Raw genomic sequence first — 3,310 nt, 5'->3', positions numbered from 1 at the left:
GGGTTTATACTCGGTGATTATTGTGTTGTAGGCGCCTTGCTTGCTGGCGCACTAAAAGCATAGCTTTTACAAATAAACACAATCCCAATACGGATATTTGCTTATGTTGTCTACTAACTTTGCGCGTAAAGGGTTCGCTACTATATACCTAGCTTGAGCTATTAAATCTTCATCATCTCTAATTTTGTGGTCATAATAATTTGTTTGCCATATTTTTCCGTTTGTACCGTTATGTTTATTAAACCTATAAGTTGTAATATTCTTAAACTTTCTAACAAGGTTTGATAATTCCGGGTTATGATTTAATTGTAAAAGCCAATGTATATGATCAGGCATAATTACAAAGCAAATAGTGTTTAGAGAGTTATTTTTTGAAAATAAAACAAGCTCTCTAGCTATCAACTGCGCATTTAAATAATTAGCAAATAATGGCTTACGAAAATCGCAACATAAAGTTATGGAGTAAAAGGCATTAATTGTAGGGCATCTACCTCTTAAGCGTTTATGTGTGTTAGCCATATAGTTTTATTCCTTTTTTATCCTTTATGCGTGAGCAAGCTTCACGCCTACGTTGGTTTTATACTCGGTGTGTATTGTGTTGTAGGCGCCTTGCTTGCTGGCGCACTAAAAGCTAAGTTCCAATCTCAATTTTAACCTCACTACCCAATACCTCTTTATACTTACTTGCTAATGCGCGCTTTGCCTCATTATCGCCGTGCACAATTTTTATATGGCTTGGCTTTTTACGCATGCCGGTTACAAATTTAACTAACCCGTTTTGATCGGCATGTGCGCTGTAGCCGCTAATGGTGTGTACCTGTGCGTTAATTGTAATGCGTGTATCGTTTATAAAAACATAACCATTGCGAGGGCCGTATTTTTGTATATCGCGACCAAGCGTACCTCTGCCCTGGTAACCTACAAACAATACATCGGTTGTTTTGTCACCTAAAAAGCGCTCTAGGTAATTAACTATTCGCCCGCCACTGCACATACCGCTGGCAGCTAAAATAATGGCAGGGGTTTGGCGCGAGGCTAAATAATTAATAATAGCGATATGCTCGCGATGGGTATCAACCGTGGTTAGGTTTTCAAAATCCAGCGGATGGCGGCCTTTGGCTACTTTACGTTTAGCCTCTGTATCCCATAAATGTTTAAACTTAATATATTGCTCGGTAAAATTGGCAGCCATGGGAGAGTCTAAAATTACATGAATACTTCGCCAAGGCGATCCTTTAGGTGATTGATGTATTAGCTGTTCTAGCTCGTAAAGTAGCTCTTGTGTACGGCCAATACTAAATGCCGGCACTAACACTACACCGTTATCTGCGACTGCGCGTTCAATTACATTTTTTAGTGTTTGGGAGCGCTCTTTACGGCCTTGGTGGTTTTTATCGCCGTAGGTTGACTCTATAACTAATGTATCGGCCTTATAAGGCGGTTTTGGAGCAGGTAATAGTGGCGTGTAGGGGGCGCCTAAATCGCCTGAAAACAACACTCTATGCTTACTTTTATCATCATTAACTATATCTACCTCCACATAGGCTGAGCCTAATATATGCCCAGCGCGCTGAAACCGCGCCTTAGCTATTTGCTCGTTGGCGCAAGGTAGCGCAAACCAAGTATTAAAATTAACGGCAACAATGCGCTTGTTTAGCAAACTTAAACACGCATTTATAATTTTAGTATCGCGGGTAACGCCCACCTTTAAAGCATCTTCAATCACGAGTGGCAGTAAACTAGCCGAGGCAGGCGTAGTATAAATAGGCCCCTTAAAACCCGCTGCTAATAAATACGGAATGCGCCCCACATGATCAATATGGCAGTGCGTAACAATAAGCGCAGTAATGTGTTCAATATTAAACTCTATTGATAAATCATCTTTTGCGTCTTCCCCCTGAAAAAGCCCGCAATCTATTAGCACGCTGGTTTTATTATTAATAACTAATTCATGGCACGAGCCAGTCACGCCATTTACCGCTCCGTGGTGAAGTATTTGCATAAGTATCTACACTTCGTTTTTTAAGAGTAAAGTTAAAAGTAGGGCTAAACAGTGATTTAAGCAAAATTAAGGAGTGCTTTTATTGTAGGCGCCTTGCTTGCTGGCGCACTTAGGCTTTATGCCGCGTTAAAATAATAAGGCTAAACGCGAGGTAAACTCGCTGCTACTTGTATGTTTTTTCATTTACTCCTCTTTTGCTTCTCTTTGTGCAAAAAATAAAAACATTAATTCACAAAGAGGTTATGAGACGCTTCGCTTCAGGGGGATCGTTGTAGGCGCTTTGCTTGCTGGCGCACTCAGACTTTATGCCAATGTAAAACAATAAGAGCAAGCGCAGTTAAATTAGCTGATACTCGTATGTTCTAAATCAGAATTAGAGCGTTGGATACTTATGATTCCAACAAAATCCTCCTCGGCTGTTTACAAAGTTAGTAAATATTTACAATAAACACCTATTTACTTAATGCGCTTAAATTGTTTATAATTGCGCGTTATAAAATTTGCGTTGTGTTTTTTGCAATTGTAGTAAGGATTACTATGGAAAGTTGGTATTTAGTTACGTGTAAGCCTCGCCAAGAAGAACGAGCAGCCACCAACTTACTTAACCAAGGGATTGGAGTGTTTTACCCCAAGCTAACCACCGAGAAACTGGTTAAAGGTCGACGTACCGTTAAACAGTCAGCTCTATTCCCTAACTACCTATTTGTTTGCCTTGAGTCACAAAACGGTAACTTTTCTGCGGTAAAAAATACGCGCGGCATTAGTGGCTTTGTATCTTATGGGGCAAATTATCAAATTGTACCTACAGCCCTAATAGAACAGCTTAAAAGTGAGCGTTTACAAACTAATGATTCTACTTTACCAAAAGCGGGTGATGTAGTTAGTGTGCATAATAACTCATTTAATAATATTTCGGCTATTTACAAAGAGCCAGACGGTGATATGCGAAGTATTTTGTTAATTAATCTACTTAATAAACAAGTAGAAATGAGCGTAGATAATAAAGATATAAACCAACACTAGTTAAATACGCAGCATCGGCTTTATGCCTAAAATTTAAGTAAGTATCAGTACGTAGGAACTGCAACCTAGGGGCGGAAGCGTGCCCAAAGGGCTAGATAAGCAAATATTTTTGCTTTCAAGCTGAAGCGAGAGGAGCTCTGCGACGAACTGGAACGTGAAGCGTGCCCAAAGGGCTAGACAAGCTTGTAGACGCACAGCTTGCTGGCGTAATGGGCGAAGCCCACAGCCTACGTTGGTTTTATACTCGGTGATTATTGTGGTGTAGGCGCCTTGCTTGCTGGCGCA

The 3,310-nt window shown here is 40.3% G+C and carries 3 protein-coding genes; 1 reads left to right on the top strand and 2 read right to left on the bottom strand.

All coding sequences use genetic code 11. The features are described 5' to 3' along the window. Positions 1–66 precede the first annotated feature (66 nt). Together WDB87_RS01285 and WDB87_RS01280 are read right to left on the bottom strand one after the other, a co-directional pair. Positions 67–519: an REP-associated tyrosine transposase gene (locus tag WDB87_RS01285; protein ID WP_337848784.1), complete on the bottom strand. Its 453-nt coding sequence runs from the start codon at positions 517–519 to the stop codon at positions 67–69. 112 nt (positions 520–631) lie between these two features. Beyond that, entirely contained in the window at positions 632–2,002 is a 1,371-nt protein-coding gene (locus WDB87_RS01280) for an MBL fold metallo-hydrolase (protein ID WP_337848783.1), read from the bottom strand. Positions 2,003–2,539: 537 nt separating this feature from the next. Here WDB87_RS01280 and rfaH point away from each other — a divergent pair. Next, positions 2,540–3,025, top strand: coding sequence for a transcription/translation regulatory transformer protein RfaH (gene rfaH, locus WDB87_RS01275; protein WP_337848782.1), 486 nt, complete (start codon positions 2,540–2,542; stop codon positions 3,023–3,025). Positions 3,026–3,310 lie beyond the last annotated feature (285 nt).

The sequence above is a fragment of the Pseudoalteromonas sp. C12FD-1 genome (genome assembly GCF_037414265.1).
Taxonomy (GTDB): Bacteria; Pseudomonadota; Gammaproteobacteria; order Enterobacterales; family Alteromonadaceae; genus Pseudoalteromonas.
This window is presented reverse-complemented; position numbering and strand designations above follow the sequence as displayed.